Origin of the sequence: Enterococcus sp. M190262, from assembly GCF_005843965.1 — a bacterium.
Taxonomy (GTDB): Bacteria; Bacillota; Bacilli; order Lactobacillales; family Enterococcaceae; genus Enterococcus_D; species Enterococcus_D gallinarum.
In genome coordinates, this window is record NZ_CP040461.1 from 1,815,939 (window position 1) to 1,839,550 (window position 23,612).

Genomic DNA, 23,612 nt, shown 5'->3' on the forward strand with positions numbered 1-23,612 from the left:
CATGGCAGAATTTCAACACTACACCGTAATGTTGAAGGAGACAGTGGACGGTTTAGCTATTCGTCCGGATGGAATCTATGTCGATTGTACATTAGGTGGAGCGGGTCATAGTGAATATTTATTGTCCCAATTATCAGAAGAGGGACACCTCTACGCATTTGACCAAGATCAAAAAGCGATCGATCATGCCAAAGAACGCTTAGCGCCTTATGTGGCTAAAGGAATGGTCACGTTTATAAAAAGCAATTTCCGCTATTTAAAGGAAGCTTTGCAGCAACAGGGTGTCGATCAAGTAAGTGGTGTGTTGTATGATTTAGGGGTTTCTTCGCCGCAATTAGATGAAGCAGAACGTGGGTTCAGTTATCATCAGGATGCACCATTAGATATGCGGATGGATCAGTCGGCTGCTTTGACTGCTTATGAGGTAGTGAATCAATTTGATTATCACCAACTTGTAAAAATCTTTTTCCGTTATGGAGAAGAAAAATTTTCAAAACAAATTGCTCGTGAAATTGAACGGACACGAGCAAATAAACCAATCGAAACGACTGGAGAATTAGTCGAGATTATCAAAACAGCGATTCCCGCTCCGGCGCGGCGCAAAGGCGGACACCCGGCCAAACGGATCTTCCAAGCCATTCGGATTGCTGTGAATGATGAATTAGGTGTCATTGAAGAATCTTTGGAACAGGCCATCGATTTATTGGAAAAAAATGGACGAATCAGTGTTATCACTTTCCATTCTTTAGAAGATCGAATCGTCAAGTCTACGTTCAAAGCTTACAGCACCCCCAAAGATGTGCCACCAGGGTTGCCGATCATCCCCGAAGAATTTCAACCAGTACTAAAATTAATTACTCGAAAACCACTTCTTCCCTCTGAAGAAGAAGTATCTGAAAACAATCGTTCCCGTAGTGCTAAACTGCGGATCGCGGAAAAAATGAAGGAAAGCGAAGGTTAGCAATTATGGCAGAACTAAAAGTTCATGATTATGAATTTGAAGAAACGTCTGAACAAGAGTTTTATGCTCACTCTGAACCGACAATTGAACAGCTGCCAAGCGAACCTGAGCGTCCTGAGGTTATCCGTGTACCAGCATCTCCTGCTCGCCGGTTAAAAAGTATCTCTAATTTAGAAAAACTGATTGCAGCATTTGTGATCATTGCCGTTTTGACATTAGCGATCCTGACGATCAATATTCGGACTACGATCAGTCAAGTCGAACATGATATTTCACTGATCCAATCAGACATCAATGAAAAAAATAGTCAAGCAGAACAATTAGAGCAAGAAAGAAACGAACTTTCTAAAACTGAGCGTATCAAAAAGGTTGCTGAGGATAATGGATTGTCGATCGATGATGACAATTTAAGGAAAGTGGATTAAATGAAGCTAACAGATAAATTCAAGCAATACTTGAAAAAGAAAAATCAAACTACAACGAACAATCGCAAAAAAGTAGGTATTATTCTCTTTGCTACGAGTATTGGATTGTTCTTTTTGTTTGTCACGCGTTTGAGCTACATTGTTATCGTAGGTAATGTGGCAGGTACTTCATTGGCTGAGAAAACCAAGAGCCTTTATCAAGGAAGCGAAGTTGTCAAAGCAAAACGCGGGACAATCTATGATCGCAACGGGATCGCGATCGCAGAAGATGCAACTTCTTATTCTGTTTATGCTATTTTGTCGAAATCCTACGTTAGTGGGAAAAAGAATTTATATGCTGAAGAGAAGAACTTTGATAAATTAGCCAAAATCCTGAATGAGCAACTAGGTATTGATCAGAATGAGGCTGTGCAAACTTTGGAAAAAGGTCTAAAAGAAGAACGTTGGCAAGTGGAATTCGGTAGCCAAGGAAGTAAAATGACGCTGGAGAAAAAGACAGCGATCGAAGAAGCAATGAAAAAAGAAGGAATCGCTGGCCTTTATTTTACAGATCATCCTTCTAGAATGTATCCTAATGGAATTTTCTCTTCTCACTTTATCGGCTATGCTCTAGCAGAAAATGAGGAGAACGACTCTTCTGGCTTAGTAGGAAAAACTGGTCTAGAAGCTGCTTATGATGATGTATTATCCGGAACAGACGGGAAAATCGTCTATCAAAAGGATAACAATCAAAACCCGCTACCGGGAACGGTGGCAGAATCAGTGGCAGCGGTAGATGGCAAAGATATCTATACAACGATTGATAGCCGGATTCAAAGCTATTTAGAAACGCTCATGGATAAAGTGTTCAAAGAATACAAGCCAGAAGATCTGACTGCCACATTAATGAATGCAAAAACAGGAGAAATCGAGGCGATGGCACAAAGGCCAACCTATGATCCTGATGATTTAAGTACCATCAAGACCTGGCAGAATTTATTGGTCGAAGACAACTATGAACCAGGATCGACCATGAAAGTCTTAACCACAGCTGCTGCTATCGATCAAGGGATATTCGATGAAAATGAAACTTTTACACCAAGTCCGGATGGATTGAAACTGTATGATGCGACAATCAATGACTGGGACTTTGGTCAAAAAGGAACATTGACGATGCGTCAAGCTCTTTCTTGGTCAAGTAATATTGGGATGGTTACTTTGGAACAACGAATGACAGACCGTTGGCAACAATACTTGCAACAGTTTGGATTTGGTCGCAGTACGTACTCGGGTCTGCCAAATGAGAATACTGGGATCATGCCGGAAAATAATCCGGTCAGTCAAGCAATGACTTCATTTGGTCAAGCAATCGGTGTGACGAATTTTCAAATGATGCAGGCTTTTACCGCAGTCGCAAATAACGGCACGATGGTCAAGCCGCAATACATCAGCAAAATCGTGGACAATGAAACAGGTGAAGAGACTGTAACACAGCCAGAAGTTGTTGGACACCCTATCACGGAACAAGCAGCGACGAAAGTTCGAGAATATATGCGTGATGTGGTAGAAAGTGAAAACTACGGAAGTGCGTATGGTGTCTATAGTGTACCTGGTTACAATATTTCAGCAAAAACTGGGACTGCCCAAGTAGCTGATCCAAAAACTGGGAAATACTTATCTGGGGATTCCAATTACTTGTACTCAATCGTAGAAATGGTTCCTTCAGAAGACCCTGAATACATTCTTTATCTAACAATTAAATTACCAGAACACCACGACAGCGAAGCATTGGCAAAAATCGCCAATCCGTTGATGAAACGCGTGATGGATTTAAAGAAAGCAACATTAGAAGAAACAGCAACAGAAAATAGTCAGAAAGTAACCGTCAATGATTATCGTAAATTAGATACAACTACCGCGGCAACTGATGTACAAAAAATTGGTCTAGCACCTGTAGTATTAGGGGATGGAAAAACAGTTATCGATCAGTCTGTGGACAGTGGATCGAAAGTACTGCCAGGAGAAAGACTTCTTTTGCTAACGGATAGTGACAAAATTTATATGCCTGACACCACCACATGGTCAAAAGCTGATTTAGTCAAATTGGGTAACATGTTGGATGTTGATGTCAAATTTGAGGGCGACGGGTATTGTGTTTCCCAAAGTCTTGCACCTTATGAGGAAATCACGGATCAAACAATCACCTTCAAATTGAGCGAAAAAGAATAGGGAGAGAACACTATGGAATGGACAGAGATGATATTGCCACTTGCCAGTAGTTTTGCAATCGTTACTGCTGCAATGCCGCTGTTTATCGGCTATTTTCAAATGAAAAAATACGGACAAGAGATTCGAGGAGAAGGGCCAAAATGGCACAATGTCAAAGCTGGCACTCCTACAATGGGCGGCTTCGTATTTTTGATTGCGGCATTGATCACAGCAGTTTGGGTTGGCGCATGGCAAAAGCAGTTGACCGCATCGCTGTTCATTTTGTTATTTATTATCTTGGTTTATGGTGCGCTTGGATTCTTGGACGATTTCATCAAAATTTTCAAGAAACGCAACATGGGTTTAAACTCTTTACAAAAATTGATCGGACAAATCATCGGTGGGATTGTCTTTTATCTGGTCTTTTTATCAGAAGGCAATGCGAATGTTTTGAATCTCTTTGGATTTGAGCTGCCGCTATCGATCTTTTACGGCGCATTTGTGATTTTTTGGTTAGTTGGCTTTTCAAACGCCGTCAACTTAACAGATGGGATTGACGGCTTGGTTGCTGGACTCGGTACGATCTCATTTGCAACTTATGGCCTCATTGCTTGGTGTCAAGATCAAATCGATATCCTGATCGTCTGTTTAGCGGTCATTGGAGGATTGATCGGCTTCTTCCCATACAATCGTAAACCAGCTAAAATTTTCATGGGTGATGTGGGCTCCCTTGCATTGGGCGGTCTTTTAGCAGCAGTTTCAATACTGCTTCACCAAGAATGGACATTATTACTTGTCGGACTTGTCTATGTGATTGAGACAGCAAGTGTCATGCTGCAAGTCGCTTCTTTCAAATTGACTGGTAAACGGATTTTTAAAATGTCGCCTATTCATCACCATTTTGAAATGAGTGGCTGGTCGGAATGGAAGATCGATACAATTTTTTGGCTGATTGCTTTAGGATGTTCGATCATCACATTAGTGATTGTATGGTAGGAGAGAGGAATCATATGAAAAATATAAATGAATATCAAAATAAAAAAGTTCTTGTGCTAGGATTAGCAAAAAGTGGGTTCAGTGCGGCTAAATTGTTACATGATTTGGGCGCACTTGTTACTGTTAATGACGGGAAACCCTTTGCCGAAAATCCAGAAGCACAGGATCTTTTGGCGTTAGGCGTTAAAGTAATCACCGGCAGTCACCCAATTGAACTACTGGATGAGGGTTTTTCACTTGTGGTCAAAAATCCTGGGATTCCTTATGATCAGCCTATTGTCCAAAAAGCGATCGAGAAAAATATCCCAATCATTACGGAAGTAGAGTTAGCTTACAAAATTTCGGAAGCACCGATCATTGGGATCACTGGAACGAATGGAAAGACCACGACCACTACGATGATCGCTAATGTTTTAAATACGGGATTTAGTGAAGGCCGGGCATTGTTGTCTGGAAATATTGGCTTTCCAGCAAGTACCGTCGCCCAAACCGCTAGCGCTAAAGATCGCTTGATCATGGAACTTTCCAGCTTCCAATTGATGGGGATCGAAACATTACATCCCAAAATTGCGGTCATCACGAATATTTATGAAGCTCATCTAGATTATCATGGCAATCGATCCGAATATGTGCGGGCTAAATGGCGGCTGCAGCAAAATATGACAGCAGAAGATTTTCTAGTCATCAATTGGAACCAGTCAGAATTAGTCGAACTTTCTCAACAAACAAAAGCAAAAGTGATTCCATTCTCGACACAACAAAAAGTGGCTGGTGCGTATCTTTTTGAAGAGCAGTTATATTTCAAAGATGAGGCAATCATGCCTGTTTCTGAACTGGGCGTTCCCGGCAGTCACAATGTTGAAAATGCATTAGCTGCAATCGCAGTGGCAAAATTAGAAGGGATAGCAAATGAGGCTATCGTTCAAGCATTGCATACATTTAGCGGTGTACCTCACCGTACTCAGTATGTTGATACGATTGAAGGGGTTCGCTTTTTCAATGATTCGAAAGCCACAAATAGCTTGGCGACAGAGATGGCTTTAGGTGGTTTCCAAAAGGATCAGTTGATTTTGTTGGCTGGAGGATTGGATCGCGGCAACTCCTTTGATGAGCTGATTCCATCACTGCAAGATCTCAAAGCGATTGTTTTGTTCGGACAAACAAAAGAGAAACTTGCTGAAGCCGCACGTAATGCAGGAATCAAAACGATTAAATTGACAGAAGATGTAACTACAGCTGTTCCTTTGGCTTATCAATTAAGCCAACCGGGAGATACCGTTTTATTATCACCGGCCAATGCAAGCTGGGACCAATACCCGAACTTTGAAGTACGGGGGGATAAATTTATGGCGGCAGTAGCAGAACTTAACAGAAATGAGCGAAGTGAATGAAAATACTAGTAACTGGCGGTGGAACCGGCGGGCATATCTATCCGGCATTGTCTTTTGTCGATTATGTTCGTTCCATTGATCCAACAGCTGAATTTTTATATATTGGGGCTACCCGTGGATTAGAGAACAAAATCGTTCCACCAACCGGGATTCCTTTTAAGACGTTAGAAATACAAGGCTTTAAACGAAAACTTTCATTGGACAATGTCAAAACAGTCCAACTTTTCCTGAAAAGTTATCGTGAAGCAAAGAAAATACTCAGAGAATTTCAACCGGATGTAGTGATCGGGACAGGGGGCTATGTCTCTGGTGCTGTGGTCTACGCGGCATCAGCACTTAAGATCCCAACGATCATCCATGAACAAAATAGTGTTCCTGGAATCACTAATAAATTTTTGACCAGATATGTGGACAAGATTGCTATTGCTTTTCAGGATGCAGCGCACTATTTTCCGGATAAGAAGACGGTCTTGGTGGGGAATCCCCGCGGGCAAGAAGTAAAAAACAGTCAGAAGTCTGCGATCCTTGCTTCCTATGACCTTGACCCTAAGAAAAAAACTGTTTTAGTCTTTGGCGGCAGTCAAGGAGCACTGAAAATCAATCAAGCGATTATCGAAGCAATTCCACTTTTTGCAAAGAAAGATTATCAACTGTTATATGCTTCTGGTGACCGTTATTACCAAGAAATCGAAGAGAAGATCGGTATGTCGAAAGATGCCTTTCCAAATATCAGCATTCGCCCCTACATCGATCAAATGGCAGAAGTCATGGCGAATAGTGACTTGTTGATAGGACGAGCTGGCGCTACATCGATCGCTGAATTTACTGCATTGGGATTACCAGCGATTTTGATTCCTAGTCCTTATGTGACGAATGATCATCAAACAAAAAATGCGCAAAGCTTAGTCAATGCTGGGGCAGTCAAGATGATTGCGGACAATGAGTTGAACAGTCAAAATCTAATTGAGTGTGTCGATGCGATCATGAGTGATGAAAACGTACGGATGGAAATGGCAAAGGCGTCGAAAGAGCAAGGAATCAGTGATGCATCTGAGCGACTATTTCGACTTGTGCAAGAGGTAATCAAATAGTACAATGTGTTGGATAGAAAGGAGAGATTGTCATCAGTAAAGATAAGAAATCTCATGATAATCAAACCACCCCCACGACAGAAGAATTGACCCCTTGGCAGAAAGAAAATCTGCGTTATCAAAAAGAAAAAGGCGATCAACCTGTATGGTCACCCTCTGTCATTTCCGGGATTCACTCAGATGAAGAACAATCAGAAGACCAAACAGAAGAAAAGCACGAAGAAGGCGCAGAGACTGAAGATTCAGAACAAGCTCCCCGCTCTTTTGCTGATCGATTGCCCAATTTAAAAAAATACCGTAATCGAGTATTGTTGCGCCGATTGCTGTTGATTATTGGTGTTTTGCTGATCCCGTTGTTATTTATTCTGTATTACGTCTCCCCGTTGAGTAAGTTAGCGGATGTTAAAGTCGTGGGCAATGATCAAGTGTCCGCCCAATCAATTATCGAACATTCGGAATTAACGACTGGAGAAGAAATATGGCCGCAGTATTTTGACCGCGAACAAACGGAACAAGCCATCAAAAAAGCGTTGCCTCGTGTCAAAAATGTTCAAGTGACAATCACTTCTTTAAACCAGTTCAAGATTCGGGTATCGGAGTACCAAGAGGTGGCATTGCTAGCAAGCGATAATCATTATTCACCTATTCTTGAAAGTGGTGTCGTGATCAATGAACCGAGTGATCAGCCTCTGGAAGGACTACCTATTTTAGAGAGCTTTTCGGATCAGTCAAAAATCAAAGAAGTACTGACTGCTTATCAGAAGCTCAGTCAAGAGATCCGTGAAGGAATTTCTCAAATCAAGTACACGCCTCGGGACAGTAATGACGAGTTGTTAACGATCTATATGAATGATGGTAACCAAGTGATTGTGAACATTTCAAATATGGCTAGTCAAATGCAGTATTATCCGCAAATCGCAAAAGATTTGAAAGAAGACAGTATCATCGATATGGAAGTGGGCATCTTTACCTATCCGATTTCCAATACAAAAGACAGTGACTCGGCAACAGAACAATCGACCGAAGGGGATTCTTAGGAAAAATTCAAGAGTTTTTTTCATTAACTTGTTTCTAAAAATCGCTATTATATGGTAGAATTGGTAACAGTGAACAAATTATTCTAATTAGATATAAATACGAACTTTTCAAGGTTCGCGATATATGCAAATTAAGTAGGAGGGAACCCCATCCATGGCAAAAACGGGAATGTATGTTGGCCTCGATATTGGTACGACATCTGTGAAAGTTGTTGTAGCTGAATACGTTGATAGCCAAATGAACATTATTGGTGTAGGAAATGCAAAATCAGAAGGAATCAACCGCGGAATCATTGTAGACATTGACAAGACGGTTCAAGCCATCCAAAGAGCAGTAAGACAAGCAGAAGAAAAAGCGGGTATCCAAATTCGCAGTGTGAGCGTGGGTGTGCCAGCCAATCTGTTAGAAGTTGAAAATTGCCAAGGGATGATTGCTGTCAACAGCGAATCAAAAGAAATCACAGATGACGACGTGCGTAACGTAGCATCAGCAGCGCTCGTTCGATCTACACCTCCTGAAAGACAGATCATTGCCATTTTACCGCAAGAGTTTACTGTGGATGGCTTTGAAGGGATCAAAGATCCTCGCGGAATGATCGGTGTCCGCTTGGAGATGTTTGGGGTAGTTTATACAGGCCCTAAAACGATTTTGCACAATATTCGCAAATGTGTTGAAAAGTCCGGCTTGATTGTCAACGAACTTGTAATCACACCACTAGCTTTGACTGAATCGATTTTATCAGATGGCGAAAAAGATTTTGGTACGATCGTGATTGATATTGGTGGCGGTCAAACAACGACTTCGGTAATGCATGACAAACAGTTGAAATTCACCCATGTCAATCAAGAAGGTGGAGAATTTGTAACAAAAGACATCTCTACTGTGTTGAATACTTCTTTCAATAATGCAGAAGCGCTAAAAATCAATTATGGTGATGCTTATCCTGAACGTACATCGGCAAGCGAAGAATTCCCAGTGGACGTCATTGGTAAATCTGAACCTGTCAAAATCGATGAACGGTATCTTGCTGAAATCATCGAAGCACGGATGGAGCAAATCTTTAATAAATCAAAAGATGTCTTGAATGAAATCGATGCGTTTGAATTACCAGGCGGAATTATTTTGACTGGCGGAGCTGCTAGCTTACCTGGCGTTGTCGATTTAGCACAGGAAGTCTTCGAAACAAATGTGAAATTATACGTGCCAAACCATATGGGATTGAGAAATCCGGTTTTCACTAATGTGATCAGTATCGTTGATTATTCTGCTAATTTAAGTGAAGTTTATCAGCTTGCTAAAAGCGCGATCACGGGTGAACGTACGACGCAACAACCTGTTGCTGTTCAACAAGAGATTTCTTATGAGCAGTACGAGGCTCCAGAAGAAACTTATGAAGAACCAGAAGAAGAGAAGAAAGGCGAATCGATCACGAACCGTGTCAAAGATTTCTTCTCAAATATCTTTGAATAATCTAAAACGATACTCAGGAGGAAGATAAACTATGGAATTTTCAATTGATAACAATATCAATGATGGCGCTGTAATCAAAGTTATCGGTGTCGGCGGCGGCGGCGGCAATGCTGTCAACCGTATGATCGAAGAAAACGTTAAAGGTGTCGAATTTATCGCTGCCAATACAGATGTGCAAGCATTGAAAAATTCAAAAGCTGAAACAGTGATCCAATTAGGCCCTAAATATACTCGCGGTCTAGGTGCTGGCTCTCAACCTGAAGTTGGAGAAAAAGCAGCAGAAGAAAGTGAAGACGCAATTCGTGATTCCTTGCAAGGCGCTGATATGATCTTTATCACTGCCGGCATGGGTGGAGGTACCGGAACTGGGGCAGCTCCGATTGTTGCAAAACTTGCCAAAGAAATCGGCGCATTGACAGTCGGCGTAGTAACTCGTCCATTCACATTTGAAGGACCAAAACGCGGCCGTTTCGCAGCTGAAGGAATTGCAAAACTAAAAGAAAACGTCGATACATTATTGATCATCTCCAACAACCGTTTATTGGAAGTTGTTGACAAGAAGACACCAATGCTGGAAGCATTCCGTGAAGCAGACAATGTATTGCGTCAAGGGGTACAAGGAATCTCTGATCTGATTACTGCACCAGGCTATGTCAACTTGGACTTTGCTGACGTGAAAACAGTAATGGAAAATCAAGGAACAGCATTGATGGGTATTGGTGTTGCTAGCGGCGAAGAACGTGTCATCGAAGCAACGAAAAAGGCGATCTCTTCTCCATTGCTAGAAACATCTATCGATGGTGCAGAACAAGTCTTACTGAACATCACTGGCGGATTAGACATGACTTTATTTGAAGCACAAGATGCTTCTGATATCGTAGCAAGTGCTGCAACAGGCGACGTAAACATTATTCTAGGAACTTCAATCAATGAAGACTTAGGAGATGAAATCCGTGTGACTGTGATTGCAACAGGTATCGATCCTTCAAAAAAGGAACGCTCTTCTCGTACAAGCAGACAAAGTCAAATCCATTCAATTCCACAAAAACCAACGTTAGATATGGATCAGGCGAAACCTTCACACGTAGAAGATGATCATGGCTTTGGTGATTGGGATATTCGTAAAGAACAAAACGTTCGTCCTAAAGTAGAAGAAAGCCAATTTGAGAATGTTGAAAAAAAAGAATTTGATACATTCAATAGAGATGAAGTAAAAACAAATGACGACGATGAATTAAGTACACCACCATTCTTCCGTCGCAAACGCTAGGAGGCAGAGCACATGATTTCTGAGAACTTGCACAAGATCCAGCAAGAGATCCAGGATTCTTGTGCTCTTGTTTCTAGAAAAGCAAGTGAGGTTCGTCTGGTTGCTGTGACAAAATCTGTCGATAGTGAAAAAACACGGAAGATCATCGAAGCCGGTGTCACTGACTGTGCGGAAAACCGAGTAGAAAAACTCCTGGAAAAAAAGCAGCAACTAGCAGATTTTCCAGAAGTAAACTGGCATTTTATTGGTAATTTGCAACGCAGAAAGGTAAAATCAATTATAAATGAAGTTGATTATTTCCATGCGTTAGATTCGCTGAAATTGGCGCAAGAAATTCAAAAACGAGCAGCAAAAACGATTGCTTGTTTTGTAGAAGTCAATATTTCAGGTGAAGCAAGTAAACAAGGAATTGCACCAGACGATGTTGTTTCATTTATTGAAGAGTTGCAGCCCTTTGATAAAATCAATGTCATCGGCTTGATGACCATGGCACCACTTGCTTCTTCAGAAGCAGAGCAGCTCCATTATTTTCATCAGTTGAAAGAATTACAAGAAAAAATCGCAGCGCTGCACTTGGCACATGCTCCATGTACAGAAACAAGTATGGGAATGAGTAATGATTTTGCCGTTGCGATCCAAGCGGGTGCGACAGTTGTTCGCATCGGCACCGCATTATTTCAGGAGTAAAGGAGGTTGACATATGTCTTTAAAAGAGAAATTGACCAATTTTTTTGGATTGACAGATGAAGAAGATTATTACGAAGAAAGCGTGGTAGCTCAAGAATCTGTGCGATCCCCGCAAAATATCGCCGTCAATCAAGGTAGTTCTTATGTTGCACCACGCACGACTCGTGCTGAAAATCCAACGAATACATTTTCACGAAGCCATATGCCATCACAGCAAGCGCAAGCGCAGCGTTCAACAGCATCAAGTGCGTCCTTTGAAAGACAACAACGCCCTGTCCAAAAGACAGAGGAAAAGGTCGTTTCTATGGCCCAACAACGCAGTAATCCCAAAACAAAAGAAATAAAGTCCAAGGCTGCAGGCAAGATTACTATCGTAGAACCAAGAGTTTATTCAGAAGCGATGGGAATCGCGAAACAAGTGATCAATGGCGATGCAGTACTTGTTAATTTTCATTTAATTGAGGAGTACCAAGCACGGCGAATAGTTGATTTTTTGACGGGAACAGTGTACGCTGAAGATGGCGATATCAAGCGTGTTGGAGATGAAATCTTCTTATGTACGCCAAAAGGAATGGAGATCGAGGGAACTGCTCAAACATTAGCAGATAGTAATTTCTTCGATATCTGAGTCAAGGAGGAAAGCATATTTTAGTCTTTAGGTTATTAAATCTATTCAGTGATGCAGTATATCTCTATACAGTATTATTAGTGATCTATGCCTTGCTTTCTTGGTTTCCGGGAGGATACCAATCAGCATTTGGACGTTTCTTAGCAAAAATCTGTGAACCATATCTAGGTTTGTTTGATCGTCTAAATCTGAGTTTCGCTGGCATCGACTTTACGATTGCATTTGCCATTATCGTTCTGCAGCTAGCAACGCAAGGTCTGTTCGTTCTTCTACAAGCAATCTTATTCTAACGTAAGGGGTGAATATCGGTGAACGCAAATGTCTATCAGCATTTTCGAAGCGATGAGCACCCTTTTATTGATTCTGCGCAAGGCTGGATCGAACAAGTGCAGATGCAATACGCACCCTATTTAACAGATTTTCTTGATCCGCGGCAAGCCTATATTTTAGAAAGTCTGATTCGGCAATCAACCGATTTGAGTTTTCAATTTTTTGGCGGATATGAAGCTGCTGAAAGAAGACGGTGCCTGATCTACCCAGACTATTACCAACCAGCAAGTGAAGAATTTGATTTGGTATTATTCACCATTATCTATCCAAAAAAATTCACGGTTTTAAGTCATGGGAAGGTTTTAGGAACGTTAATGGGCACAGGGGTCAAAAGGGAATACTTTGGTGACATCATTTCTGATGGGGAAAATTGGCAAGTATTTGTGGCAAGCGAAATCAGTCATTTTGTCCAAACACAGGTCGATAAAATCGGGAATGTCTCAGTTCGCCTCGAAGAAACGAAGTACACGGAATTGATCGTACCAAAAGACGGCTGGAGCGAAGAACGAGAAACGGTCAGCTCTCTCCGTTTGGATACTGTCATTTCTGCTGTCTATAATATTTCGCGCCAGCGTTCCAAACAACTCATCGAGTCTGGCAAAGTGAAAGTCAATTGGACAGAAACATTACGTCCGGATTTTATGTTGGATCTACTGGATATCGTATCAATCAGAGGATTTGGGCGTATCCAGATTCAGGGGTTAGAAGGCACGACAAAAAAAGAAAAAGTTAGATTGTTATTAGGTGTATTACGTAAATAAAACAAAGAGGTGTAAACTTATGGCATTAACTCCATTAGATATTCAAAACAAAAGCTTTTCAGTAAAAATGCGCGGTTACAATCAGGATGAAGTCGATGACTTCTTAGATATGATCGTTCGTGATTATGAAGAAGCTGTTCAAAAGAACCGTGAACTAGAAAAATCATTGAAGCATGCAGAAGAAAAACTTGAGTATTTCAATGAATTGAAAGATGCATTGAACCAATCGATTATCGTGGCTCAAGATACCGCAGACAAAGTAAAAACGAGCGCAAGCAAAGAATCTGAAGTGATCGTTACTTCTGCTCAAAACCGTGCAGATGAATTAGTAACGAATGCCGAAAAACGTGCTCATGCATTGACAACAGCTGCAGAAGAAAAAGCCAAAGAAATTCTGACGGATGCAACCAATAATGCGCGTCAATTGGCAACTGAAACCAATGATTTGAAGAAGAAAACGCGCGTTTTCCACAACAATCTTTTGGTTATGCTGCAAACACAATTAGAGCAAGTAAAAAGTCCAGAATGGGAAGAAATTTTGGCGCCGTTTTCTAGCTATGTAAAAGATTCTCATCAAGTAATCAAAGAAGTTTTATCAAAAGAACTTGACAGCGAAAATGATTCTGAAGTAAACTCAGAAGCAGTGGAGAGTCCAGTAGAAATCGTGGAATCCAGTGAGAAAGAAATTGATGTAGAAGAAAATCCAGAAGTGAAAACATTGGATGATGCACGTCAATTACTAGATGAATTAAATAAAACAAATGACTAATATACAGAACAGAAAAATTTCTTATACTTTTAAAGCGAGTCTGGGAGAGTGGAAGCCGGATAAAACCCTGTAAGAAATTAGATCATCTGTTAGTCTTGGTCTTGAACAGTGGTAGAGTCCAACGTTTGATCTCGTTACCGATCAACAAAGAATTGTCACTGACAATAAAATTTGGGTGGTACCACGAACACGTTCGTCCCTTTCCGGGATGGATGTGTTTTTTTTATAGCTTCATAGCCTATGGGCTAATTAGAAGGATTTAGTCATTTCAATGAGTGAATTCACTGAAATTGAGGCAGGATAGACAAAATTGTTTGATCGACATGTGCTTGCACATGCCATAATCATGAGTAATCAGTAAAAGGAGCGAATACAATGAAGATGAAAGAAACATTGCATCTTGGAAAAACGGCTTTTCCGATGCGGGGAAATTTGCCTAATCGCGAAATCGAATGGCAAAAAGATTGGGAAGAACAAAATATCTATCAACAAAGACAAGCACTGAACGAAGGGAAACCAACATTTGTCTTACATGATGGCCCTCCCTATGCGAATGGCAATATCCACATTGGTCATGCATTAAACAAAATCAGTAAAGACATTATTGTACGTTCTAAATCAATGTCAGGATTCCGCTCACCTTATGTACCAGGTTGGGATACGCATGGATTGCCGATCGAACAAGTGCTGACAAACAAGGGCATCAAACGCAAAGAAATGACACTTGCGGAATATCGCAAAAAATGCGAAGAGTATGCTTTGACACAAGTAGATACCCAACGTGAGGACTTTAAACGTTTAGGAATCTCAGGTGATTGGGATCATCCTTACATCACTTTGACACCTGATTACGAAGCTGCTGAAATCCGCGTATTCGGAAAGATGGCAGAAAAAGGCTACATCTATAAAGGATTAAAGCCAATCTACTGGTCACCATCCAGCGAGTCTTCATTGGCAGAAGCAGAGATCGAATACAAAGATGTCAAATCACCTTCGATCTATGTCGCTTTTCCTGTAGCAGATGGAAAAGGAATCCTTGATGAAGATACATCTTTCGTTATTTGGACGACGACACCTTGGACATTACCAGCAAACTTAGGAATTTCAGTAAACCCAACGTTTACTTATGTTCAAATCATGGCAGATGGCCGTAAATTTGTGATCGCCAAAGATTTGTTGGAGACTGTTCAAGCAGCTATTGGATGGGAAAGTGTTGAAATCTTGCAAGAAATTGCTGGAGAAAAACTAGAATACATGACTGGCCAGCATCCTTTCTATGATCGGACTTCATTGGTGATGCTAGGTGACCATGTCACGCTGGAAGCAGGTACTGGATTGGTTCATACTGCTCCTGGGCACGGGGAAGACGACTACATCGTAAGCAAAAAATACAAATTAGATGTCCTATCTCCTGTCGATAGTCGTGGGATGTTTACGGAAGAAGCACCAGGATTTGAAGGAATCTTCTATGATAAAGCGAACCCAATGATCACCGATTTGTTAGCAGAAAAAGGTGCATTATTGAAACTTGATTTCTTTGTCCATAGTTATCCTCATGATTGGCGGACCAAAAAACCTGTTATCTATCGGGCAACACCACAATGGTTTGCTTCAATCGATCAATTCCGTCAAAACATCCTTGATGAAATCGAGAAAGTGGACTGGATCATTCCTTGGGGCAAAACACGCTTGTACAACATGATTCGTGATCGAGGCGATTGGGTCATCTCACGTCAACGTGCCTGGGGGGTACCACTGCCGATTTTCTACGCCGAAAACGGTGAAGCAATCATTACGCCAGAAACGATCGAACATGTTGCAACGCTATTTGAACAACACGGATCAAATATCTGGTTTGAAAAAGAAGCCGAAGAATTATTGCCTGCAGGCTTTACGCATCCGGGTTCACCAAATGGCAAATTCTCTAAAGAAACAGATATCATGGATGTTTGGTTTGATTCTGGTTCTTCTCATGAAGCAGTCTTGCGTCAACGTCCAGAGTTGACTTTCCCAGCTGACATGTATTTGGAAGGTTCAGATCAATACCGTGGATGGTTTAACTCAAGTATCACCACAAGTGTGGCGATCAATGGGGAAGCACCATACAAATCAGTCTTGTCTCAAGGGTTTACCTTGGATGGTGAAGGCCGGAAGATGAGTAAATCTCTTGGAAATACCATTGCTCCAGAGAAAGTAATCAAACAAATGGGTGCCGATATCCTTCGCCTATGGGTTAGCAGTGTAGATTATGAAGCAGATGTCCGAGTTTCAATGGATATTTTGAATCAAGTCTCCGAGGTTTACCGTAAGATCCGTAATACAATGCGTTTCTTATTAGCCAATACGGCTGATTTCGATCCAAAAACGGATATGGTTTCTTATGAAAACTTACGCTCTGTAGACAAATACATGCTGGTTCGATTAAACGAAACGATCAAAACCATTCGTGAAGATGGGTATGAGAAATACAATTTCTTGCATATCTATAAGACGATCATCAATTTCTTGACTGGCGATCTTTCTGCTTTCTATTTAGACTTTGCGAAAGATGTTGTTTATATCGAAGCGGAAAATGATCCACAACGGCGAGCAATGCAAACTGTCTTTTACCAAACGGCAGTGGCTTTGACAAAATTGTTGACGCCAATCATTCCTCACACAGCCGAAGAAATCTGGTCTCACTTAAAAGAAGAGGAAGCCTATGTTCAACTAGCTGAATTGCCAAGTTATGAATCATTTGCGAATCAAGCTGAGTTGCTTGATATGTGGACAGCATTTCTTTCATTCCGTGACAATGTCCTGAAAGCACTAGAAGAAGCACGGAATGATAAACTGATTGGTAAGTCATTGGAAGCAAAAGTGACCATCTATCCATCACAACCGCTGGCAGACCTATTAACGGCTGTTGATGCTGATTTGGCCCAATTATTGATCATTTCACCAGACTTCTTCGAAATCAAAGAAGCAGGAAGTGCCGCTCCAGAAGCAGCGCTACAATTTGAAGATGGTGCAATCTTGATCGAAAAAGCCGATGGTGAAGTTTGCGACCGTTGTCGGCAAGTGCGGACAGATGTCGGAGTGGATGAGAAACTGCCAACACTTTGCGGGCGTTGTGCTCATTTGGTGGAAGAATATTATCCAGAAGCCGTTGCTGAAGGCTTTGAGAAATAAAAATTAGCTGAGAAATAAAGGTAAACCAAAAATTATCAGTGTGCCGTTGGACGATCTAAGTAGATCGACCGATGGCACACGTTTTTTGTGATCATTTCATTGTGCTGACTTAGTTATCAGCTTTTGTGTCTTTTTCATCGTTTTCTCCTAGCAATAGCAACTAGACGACAGCAACTGATGATAAGAAGCATAGAAGTGATAAAAATGCAGCGCTAGGCAATCGTGCTTGCTTTGTCCCAATCGGTTTTACCCGTTCAGCGTTTTTGAGAGGAAGCTAGACCAACTTGCAGAAAAAGATTGCAAGATTTACATAGAAAAGGTAAACTGTTAAAAATTGGAATATTCAGAATATTTAAAGAAAGGATGAGGGGATGAGGGAAAAAGAGACATTAATGTATGATCCTCGTTTTGAAAGTGATGCTTGTGGCATGGGCTTTATCGTACAAAAAGATGGATTATACTCGAGAAAACTGATTGAAAATGCGTTGACGATGTTAGAACGAATGAATCATCGTGGCGGAACAGGAGCCGAACCAGATACAGGGGATGGTGCTGGTGTGTTGATGGCATTACCTGATCCTTTTTTTCAAGCAATTGCTTTAGCGGCAGAGATTGTTTTACCGCCGAAAGGTCACTATGCAGTAGGCATGTTTTTTTTGCCGCAAGAACGAGAATCCGCAGTCAAATTAAGAAAGGCCGTTGCTCAGGATATTCAGCAAATGGGATTTCGGGTGTTGTGGCAGCGGGAAGTTCCCTATGACTATTCGCAATGTGGTCCAGGAGCACAAAAAGTGATGCCTAGTTTTTGTCAATTCTTTATTGAAAAACCTCTCGATGTGACAGTCGGCAGAGATTTTGAGGACCGTTTGTATCATTTGCGGCGACAATTAGAAAAAAACTATGCAGCCAAGGAACTAGCCATCTGCAGTCTTTCTAGCCAAACAATCGTCTATAAAGGCATGTTACATGCTTATCAGGTCGGACTGTTTTATACGGACTTACAAGATCCGCGTATGACTTCCAGTATCGCATTGACTCATTCTCGTTTTTCAACCAATACTTTTCCTAGCTGGAATCGCGCGCAGCCTTTTCGTTTTTTAGCCCATAATGGGGAAATCAATACGTTAAGAGGAGCCGAAAATTGGATGCATAGTCATCAAATCGAAGTCTATGATGAGGAAAATTCGGACTCCGCAAAACTTGAGAATTGCATGGAATTCTTGTATCGCCAAGGGAGAGATTTACCTCAGGCGCTTTTGATGATGGTACCTGAAGCCTGGTCGAAAGAAGCCGGTTTGCCAGAAGAACTAGTTGCTTTTCATGAGTACAATGCTAGTTTTATGGCACCATGGGATGGACCGGCAGCGCTTTGTTTTACGGATGGTGAGCTGGTGGGTGCTGCTTTGGATCGCAATGGGTTGCGGCCTTCCCGCTATTCAATTACGAGGGATGGCTTAGTTGTCGTAGCATCCGAATCAGGGGTGGTTGATCTACCCGCAGCAGAGGTAATTGAAAAAGGGGTTTTAGGTCCAGCCAATATGTTTTTGGTCGATACCAAAAATGGCTTGATTTTGAGAAATAAAGAGATCAAAGAAAAATACGCGCAAGCTCATCCTTATCGCGAATGGTTGACAGAAAATTTGTTAACGATGGATGACTTACCAGAACCCCCTTTTTCTGATGGATTATCGACAGAGACACTACAGCGGTTATGGAAACTTCACGGGTACACCGACGAAGTCATCCGGACACTGCTGATCCCTATGGCTCAAACAGGAGAGGAACCGGTTATCTCCATGGGATTTGATTCACCATTAGCAATCTTAAGTGAACGTCCCCAGTCGCTTTTTACGTACTTTAAGCAACAATTCGCACAGGTAACGAATCCACCAATTGACGCGATTCGCGAAAAGCTAGTGATCGGTACAGAATTATTTCTGGGACGAGATGGCGATGTTACAAAAGATCTTAGCCAAAATTGCCATAAATTAAAAATCGCTAGTCCGATTTTAGCCACAAGCGAGTATCTGAAGATCAAACATCTAAATCAGAAACAACAATCGGCGGCAGTCCTCTCTACTCTTTATTCTGTGACTGGCAATGAGCAACAAACACTGCACCAAGCATTGGATACTCTTTTTAAAGAAAGTGAAGCCAAAATTGATCAAGGGGCTACGATTCTCGTGTTAAGTGATCGCGAACCTATTGCACCACAACTAGGTAAGATGGCAATTCCTGTCTTGTTGGCTGTTTCGGGTTTGCATAATTACTTGGTGCGAAAAGGAAAGCGAGCGCTTGCCTCACTCATTGTTGACACGGCTGAAGTCTGCGAAGTTCATCACTATGCTATGTTAGTTGGCTACGGTGCCAGTGGGATTCATCCTTACGGGGCTTACGAAACGCTGCATTATTATGACATGAGTGATCATGTCGAAAATTATCGACAGGCCTGTGAGAAGGGACTCATAAAGATTATGTCTCGTATGGGAATTTCAACTATTGCCGGTTATCATGGTGCTCAGCTCTTTGAAGCTGTCGGTATCTCACCACAAGTCACTGAGGTTTATTTTACGGGAACTGTTTCTCGGATTGGCGGCCTGTCGTTGAAACAAATCGAACAAGAGTATTTTGAGCGATACGAAGCTGCCTATGGTGAAAAACAACAGGATTATCTAGATTCGGGAGGCAGCTTTCAGTTTAAAGCAGAAGGTGAGCATCACCTTTTTAATCCAAAAACCATCTATCACTTTCAAAAAGCGGTGCGCACAGGAGATTATCAGTTGTACAAGGAGTATGCAGCTGTCATGAATCAAGAGGCTTTAAGCACACCCACGACACTTCGTTCACTATGGGAGTTCACACCTTCGCGTCAGCCAATTCCATTGGAGGAAGTAGAGCCTGCTGTCCAAATCGTCAAACGATTCAAAGTAGGAGCAATGTCTTATGGATCGCTAAGTGAGGAAGCTCATAAATGTATTGCTGAGGCAATGAATGCCATCGGAGCTAAATCAAATAGTGGAGAAGGCGGGGAACATCGCGAGCGTTTCAAAGCGGTCAACGGCAAAAATTACAATAGTCGGATCAAGCAAGTTGCTTCTGGACGTTTTGGAGTTAATGCGGAGTATTTAATGAGTGCCGATGAGTTGCAGATCAAGATGGCTCAAGGAGCGAAGCCAGGTGAAGGCGGTCAACTGCCTGGAAATAAAGTTTTCCCTTGGGTCGCTGAGATTCGCGGATCAACCCCTGGGGTTCGCTTGATTTCACCACCTCCTCATCACGATATTTATTCGATTGAAGATTTGGCACAATTGATCCATGATTTAAAGACCATCAACCCTTATGCGCGAATCAATGTGAAGCTGGTTGCCAGTACGGGTGTTGGAACGATTGCAACCGGTGTTGTCAAGGCAGGTGCTGATGTTGTTGTAATATCAGGCTATGATGGCGGTACCGGTGCTTCTCCCCGCAATTCCATCAGAGATGCGGGCTTGCCTTGGGAAATGGGGTTAGCAGAAGCTCATCAAACATTGGCACTCAATCATCTTCGTCAGCGGATGACCTTAGAAACGGATGGTAAATTGATGACGGGAAGGGATATTGCGATTGCGGCACTTTTAGGTGCTGAAGAGTACAGTTTTGCTTCATTGGCCCTTGTTGCGATCGGCTGTGTGATGATGAGAGTCTGCAGTCTGAATACTTGTCCCGTGGGTATTGCCACCCAAAATCCAGCTTTACGAAAGTTTTTTGCTGGTAAACCGGAACATATTATTCATACTATGTTTTTCTTAGCAGAAGACCTCAGAGAAATCATGGCAGAACTGGGTTTTCGTACCATTGATGAGATGGTGGGGCACACAGAAGTCTTGGTACCTCGTTTCATTGCCAAAGGGAAAGCAAAATCATTGGATTTCGCTCGCATCTTGGGTACGACACTTCCGATTGCACGTAAAGTGACGGATCCTTTTTTGGAGAAACGACAATGGCCAGAATTGGATAGTTTTGCCAAAGCAGCAATTGAAAAACAACATCCTGTTGCTATCAGTCAACCGATCAACAATATTCAACGTTCTGTTGGTGCCCGCATAGGGGGATGGATTGCAGAACGCTTTGGGAACTATGAACTTCCTCCAGGATTGCTGCAATTCAATTATCAAGGAATTGCGGGTCAAAGTTTTGGTGCCTTTGCAACGCAAGGACTTGAGCTGAGATTGGTTGGAGAAGCCAATGATTACGTAGCCAAAGGATTGAGTGGTGGCCGTTTGATCATTGTACCGCCAGCAGATGCTAGTTATGATATTGAACAGTCGCCCATTGTAGGTAATGTGGCTTGCTTTGGGGCAAATCGAGGAGAAGGATATTTCAGAGGTCTGGCAGGAGAACGTTTCTGTGTTCGAAATAGCGGAGCCAAAGTGGTTGTAGAAGGAATCGGCGATCATGGCTGCGAGTATATGACTGGAGGTGTCGCTGTTATTCTAGGCAAGACGGGCCGCAATTTTGCTGCTGGCATGTCTGGAGGTGTCGCCTATGTGTACGATCCGGAGCAAGCGTTTGCTGCTCAATGCAATTTAGAAATGGTGGAATTGTTTAAGGTAGATGAGAGCGGGGATGATGCGGTATTGAAAGAATTGATCGAGAACCATTTTGCCTATACAGATTCCTTAAAAGCAGCCGAGATTCTAAGCGATTGGCTCTATCATAAGCAGTTGTTCATCAAAGTTTATCCTAAGGAATATCATCAAATGGTGGAAGCGACTCATCAATTGGCGCAACAAGGTCTCTCAGGAGATGAACTGATCGCTAAAGCTTTTGAGTCAGTTGTCGGTCCTCAGATGACGATCCCAGGAAAGGAGCATGACTAGTATGGCAGATCCTTTTGGTTTCTTAAAATACCCTCGAAAAGAAAATCCGTATCGTCCGGTAGCAGAGCGGATCACTGATTGGCAAGAACTGCAAGAACCATTGCCAGCAAGTGAGCGGCAAGAACAAGCAGCAAGATGTATGAATTGTGGCATTCCTTTTTGTCATACCGGTTCTTTCTATGGTGGGCAACGGACAGTATCTGGATGCCCCAACGATAATTTGATTCCTGAATGGAATGATCTTGTTTATCAAGGCAGGTTTCAAGCGGCTTTTGAACGGTTAGCGAAAACGAATCCATTACCTGAAATGACCGGACGGGTTTGTCCAGCTCCTTGTGAGAAAGGCTGCACGGAGGCACTAAATGGGAGCGGGGTCACGATTCATGACAATGAGCGTTTCATTATCGACACTGCATTTGAGAATGATTGGGTCCGAGCATCGGGAGAACCGCAAGCAGCAACTGGTTTCAAAACCGCCATCATTGGCAGTGGACCAGCTGGTCTATCCGCTGCTTGGCGCTTGAATCAGTTAGGTCATCAAGTGACGGTTTATGAACGCAGTGATCGTTGCGGGGGGTTGCTGATGTATGGTATCCCTAATATGAAACTAGATAAAACAGTGGTTCAGCGCAGAATCGATTTGATGGCAGAACTAGGCGTGACGTTCCTAACGAATGTCGAAGTCGGCCGCGACATTTCTGCTGAAGAATTAGAAGCTGCTTATGATCGTGTTATTATTTCTACTGGCGCCAGTGTTCCGCGGGATTTAAAGATCCCAGGAAGGTCTTTGACTGGGATTCAGTTTGCTGTTGATTATTTGACAGCAGCAACCAAAGAGGTATTGAACCATGGAAAAGCTGCGAATGAATCCTTGGCAGGCAAACACGTAGTCGTGATCGGCGGCGGAGATACCGGAAATGATTGCTTAGGGACTGCGATGCGCCAAGGGGCTGCTTCTGTTCGTCAGTTGGAAATCACGCCACAGCTTCCACCACAACGTTTAGCTGAAAATCCATGGCCTGAATACCCAATGACAGCTAAAATCGGGTATGGTCAGGAAGAAGTTGCTGCGGTTCTACAGGAACATACGTATCACAGCATTTCGACGACTGCTTTTGTAGGAGCGGAACGGGGACAGGTGATTGGGATCGAAACAGTCAAAGTAGATGAGAATTTTCAGCCAATCTCTGGTACAGAGCAAGTGATGAAAGCTGATTTAGTTTTGTTGGCAATGGGCTTCTTAGGTCCAGAAACACACTTGTTAGACACCTTCAATGTCCGTGAAATCTATGATGATTATACAACCAATAATGAACGGGTTTTGGTAGCTGGTGATGCAAAAAGAGGTCCTAGCTTAGTGATTTGGGCAATTCGAGAGGGGCGGCTCGCTGCGGAGAAAGTCGATCAATCGCTGAGGGCCTTGATTTATCAACAAATTTAGCAAAAACAACGGGAAAAATGCGACAGATAAGACAAATAAACCGAAGGCTATCTCTGAAAAGCGATGCGCAATCTTGCGCGAAGGACGAATCGTCCAAGAAGCTTAGCAGGTATCCTTCGGTTTTGTTGAATCTTTCG

Annotated in this window: 17 protein-coding genes; all 17 read left to right on the forward strand. The window is 42.3% G+C overall.

Annotated elements, in window-relative coordinates; translation table 11 throughout:
• Position 1: 1 nt before the first annotated feature.
• The 17 genes from rsmH (at position 2) to FE005_RS08605 (ending at position 23,475) form a co-directional block, all read left to right on the forward strand.
• Positions 2 to 961, forward strand: a complete 960-nt coding sequence (gene rsmH / locus FE005_RS08525) for a 16S rRNA (cytosine(1402)-N(4))-methyltransferase RsmH (protein WP_003127632.1) — start codon at positions 2 to 4, stop codon at positions 959 to 961.
• A gap of 5 nt (positions 962 to 966) precedes the next feature.
• On the forward strand, positions 967 to 1,386 hold the full coding sequence (ftsL, locus tag FE005_RS08530) for a cell division protein FtsL (protein WP_003127633.1): 420 nt from the start codon (positions 967 to 969) through the stop codon (positions 1,384 to 1,386).
• Positions 1,387 to 3,594 (forward strand): penicillin-binding transpeptidase domain-containing protein, encoded by a 2,208-nt coding sequence (locus FE005_RS08535; protein WP_041119492.1) that lies wholly within the window; start codon positions 1,387 to 1,389, stop codon positions 3,592 to 3,594.
• A gap of 12 nt (positions 3,595 to 3,606) precedes the next feature.
• The gene (mraY, locus tag FE005_RS08540; protein ID WP_138371641.1) at positions 3,607 to 4,569 is read left to right on the forward strand and encodes a phospho-N-acetylmuramoyl-pentapeptide-transferase; all 963 of its coding nucleotides are present in this window, start codon (positions 3,607 to 3,609) and stop codon (positions 4,567 to 4,569) included.
• 14 nt (positions 4,570 to 4,583) lie between these two features.
• Positions 4,584 to 5,960, forward strand: a complete 1,377-nt coding sequence (gene murD / locus FE005_RS08545; protein WP_138371642.1) for a UDP-N-acetylmuramoyl-L-alanine--D-glutamate ligase — start codon at positions 4,584 to 4,586, stop codon at positions 5,958 to 5,960.
• Positions 5,957 to 7,051 (forward strand): undecaprenyldiphospho-muramoylpentapeptide beta-N-acetylglucosaminyltransferase, encoded by a 1,095-nt coding sequence (murG, locus tag FE005_RS08550; RefSeq protein ID WP_138371643.1) that lies wholly within the window; start codon positions 5,957 to 5,959, stop codon positions 7,049 to 7,051. Before murD ends, murG begins: the two co-directional genes overlap by 4 nt.
• Before the next feature lie 86 nt (positions 7,052 to 7,137).
• Positions 7,138 to 8,088 carry a cell division protein FtsQ/DivIB gene (locus FE005_RS08555; protein WP_138371644.1) on the forward strand — a complete coding sequence of 317 codons (951 nt, stop codon included), beginning with the start codon at positions 7,138 to 7,140 and terminating at the stop codon, positions 8,086 to 8,088.
• A gap of 154 nt (positions 8,089 to 8,242) precedes the next feature.
• The gene (gene ftsA, locus FE005_RS08560) at positions 8,243 to 9,559 is read left to right on the forward strand and encodes a cell division protein FtsA (RefSeq protein WP_003127640.1); all 1,317 of its coding nucleotides are present in this window, start codon (positions 8,243 to 8,245) and stop codon (positions 9,557 to 9,559) included.
• A gap of 31 nt (positions 9,560 to 9,590) precedes the next feature.
• The gene (gene ftsZ, locus FE005_RS08565) at positions 9,591 to 10,829 is read left to right on the forward strand and encodes a cell division protein FtsZ (protein WP_003127641.1); all 1,239 of its coding nucleotides are present in this window, start codon (positions 9,591 to 9,593) and stop codon (positions 10,827 to 10,829) included.
• Positions 10,830 to 10,841: 12 nt separating this feature from the next.
• Entirely contained in the window at positions 10,842 to 11,516 is a 675-nt protein-coding gene (locus tag FE005_RS08570; protein WP_138371645.1) for a YggS family pyridoxal phosphate-dependent enzyme, read from the forward strand.
• 13 nt (positions 11,517 to 11,529) lie between these two features.
• Positions 11,530 to 12,144, forward strand: a complete 615-nt coding sequence (locus tag FE005_RS08575) for a cell division protein SepF (RefSeq protein WP_005471891.1) — start codon at positions 11,530 to 11,532, stop codon at positions 12,142 to 12,144.
• 17 nt (positions 12,145 to 12,161) lie between these two features.
• Positions 12,162 to 12,434 carry a YggT family protein gene (locus tag FE005_RS08580; RefSeq protein ID WP_029487179.1) on the forward strand — a complete coding sequence of 91 codons (273 nt, stop codon included), beginning with the start codon at positions 12,162 to 12,164 and terminating at the stop codon, positions 12,432 to 12,434.
• An 18-nt stretch (positions 12,435 to 12,452) separates the two neighbouring features.
• The gene (locus FE005_RS08585; protein ID WP_003127645.1) at positions 12,453 to 13,235 is read left to right on the forward strand and encodes an RNA-binding protein; all 783 of its coding nucleotides are present in this window, start codon (positions 12,453 to 12,455) and stop codon (positions 13,233 to 13,235) included.
• A 19-nt stretch (positions 13,236 to 13,254) separates the two neighbouring features.
• Positions 13,255 to 14,004: a DivIVA domain-containing protein gene (locus tag FE005_RS08590; RefSeq protein WP_003127647.1), complete on the forward strand. Its 750-nt coding sequence runs from the start codon at positions 13,255 to 13,257 to the stop codon at positions 14,002 to 14,004.
• A gap of 375 nt (positions 14,005 to 14,379) precedes the next feature.
• Positions 14,380 to 17,175, forward strand: a complete 2,796-nt coding sequence (ileS, locus tag FE005_RS08595) for an isoleucine--tRNA ligase (protein ID WP_138371646.1) — start codon at positions 14,380 to 14,382, stop codon at positions 17,173 to 17,175.
• Between the two features lie 371 nt (positions 17,176 to 17,546).
• Complete coding sequence (gene gltB, locus FE005_RS08600; RefSeq protein WP_138371647.1) at positions 17,547 to 22,034, forward strand: glutamate synthase large subunit; 4,488 nt, start codon at positions 17,547 to 17,549, stop codon at positions 22,032 to 22,034.
• A 1-nt stretch (position 22,035) separates the two neighbouring features.
• Positions 22,036 to 23,475 carry a glutamate synthase subunit beta gene (locus FE005_RS08605; protein WP_138371648.1) on the forward strand — a complete coding sequence of 480 codons (1,440 nt, stop codon included), beginning with the start codon at positions 22,036 to 22,038 and terminating at the stop codon, positions 23,473 to 23,475.
• The last annotated feature ends 137 nt before the right edge of the window (positions 23,476 to 23,612 follow it).

Coding starts and splice junctions, on each gene's coding strand:
- ftsA (WP_003127640.1), top strand. CDS start 8,243: ATGGCAAAAACGGGAATGTATGTTGGCCTCGATATTGGTACGACATCT.
- gltB (WP_138371647.1), top strand. CDS start 17,547: ATGAGGGAAAAAGAGACATTAATGTATGATCCTCGTTTTGAAAGTGAT.
- FE005_RS08570 (WP_138371645.1), top strand. CDS start 10,842: ATGATTTCTGAGAACTTGCACAAGATCCAGCAAGAGATCCAGGATTCT.
- murD (WP_138371642.1), top strand. CDS start 4,584: ATGAAAAATATAAATGAATATCAAAATAAAAAAGTTCTTGTGCTAGGA.
- ftsZ (WP_003127641.1), top strand. CDS start 9,591: ATGGAATTTTCAATTGATAACAATATCAATGATGGCGCTGTAATCAAA.
- FE005_RS08575 (WP_005471891.1), top strand. CDS start 11,530: ATGTCTTTAAAAGAGAAATTGACCAATTTTTTTGGATTGACAGATGAA.
- FE005_RS08605 (WP_138371648.1), top strand. CDS start 22,036: ATGGCAGATCCTTTTGGTTTCTTAAAATACCCTCGAAAAGAAAATCCG.
- FE005_RS08535 (WP_041119492.1), top strand. CDS start 1,387: ATGAAGCTAACAGATAAATTCAAGCAATACTTGAAAAAGAAAAATCAA.
- FE005_RS08590 (WP_003127647.1), top strand. CDS start 13,255: ATGGCATTAACTCCATTAGATATTCAAAACAAAAGCTTTTCAGTAAAA.
- mraY (WP_138371641.1), top strand. CDS start 3,607: ATGGAATGGACAGAGATGATATTGCCACTTGCCAGTAGTTTTGCAATC.
- ileS (WP_138371646.1), top strand. CDS start 14,380: ATGAAGATGAAAGAAACATTGCATCTTGGAAAAACGGCTTTTCCGATG.
- ftsL (WP_003127633.1), top strand. CDS start 967: ATGGCAGAACTAAAAGTTCATGATTATGAATTTGAAGAAACGTCTGAA.
- murG (WP_138371643.1), top strand. CDS start 5,957: ATGAAAATACTAGTAACTGGCGGTGGAACCGGCGGGCATATCTATCCG.
- rsmH (WP_003127632.1), top strand. CDS start 2: ATGGCAGAATTTCAACACTACACCGTAATGTTGAAGGAGACAGTGGAC.